This is a genomic window from Entomohabitans teleogrylli, assembly GCF_001484765.1.
GTDB lineage: Bacteria > Pseudomonadota > Gammaproteobacteria > Enterobacterales > Enterobacteriaceae > Entomohabitans > Entomohabitans teleogrylli.
In genome coordinates this window covers 1-793 of record NZ_LLXO01000092.1, presented here as the reverse complement: position 1 = coordinate 793, position 793 = coordinate 1, and the positions used below count along the sequence as shown (strand labels likewise).

At 59.0% G+C, this 793-nt stretch carries 1 protein-coding gene; it reads left to right on the top strand.

Translation table 11 applies throughout. The features are described from left to right. On the top strand, positions 1 to 793 hold a 793-nt coding region (locus AQ981_RS25355; RefSeq protein WP_154675988.1), incomplete at both ends, for a FimD/PapC N-terminal domain-containing protein.

Below are 793 nucleotides of genomic sequence, written 5' to 3'. Positions count from 1 at the left end.
GGATGCCGAGGATCGTGCGAATATCGATTTATCCCGCTTTTCCCGAGCCGGCTATATTATGCCGGGGATTTATACGCTCTCCATACGACTGAACGACCAGCGTATTTCTGAACAGGAAGTCGCTTTTATTGAACGGCGCGTGAATGACCGGCCGATAGTGGAAGCCTGTCTGGCTCCCCGGCAGGTGGAACAGCTCGGTCTGCGTGAGGATGCGCTGAAAATGATCGCGTGGCGCGATGATGGGAACTGCGCCGATTTTTCCGCTCTTGACGGCGTCGTCCTGCGCGGCGATTTGTCGGAATCCACTCTCTATGTCGCCGTCCCCCAGGCGTGGCTGGAGTACCAGGACGCCTCCTGGCTGCCGATTTCCCGCTGGGAAAACGGTATTCCCGGAATGATGCTCGACTACAACGTGAATACCAACGTCACCTGGAACCGTCAGGGGAACCAGAATCAGAGCGCCAGCGTCAGCGGCACCACCGGGGCGAACCTCGGCGCCTGGCGACTGCGCGGTGATTACCAGGGCAGCTATTACAACACCACCGGGCGCGCAGGCAGCTCTACCCATAACTTTGACTGGAGCCGCTTTTACGCCTACCGGGCGCTGCCGGGGATGATGTCCAAACTGACCGTTGGTGAGGATTATCTTACTTCCGATCTGTTTGACTCCTGGCGCTACACCGGGTTGTCGCTGGTCAGCGATGAAAGCCAGCTGCCGCCGAAACTGCGCGGCTATGCGCCGGAGGTATCCGGTATCGCGCGCACCAACGCCAAAGTGATTGTCAGCCAGCAG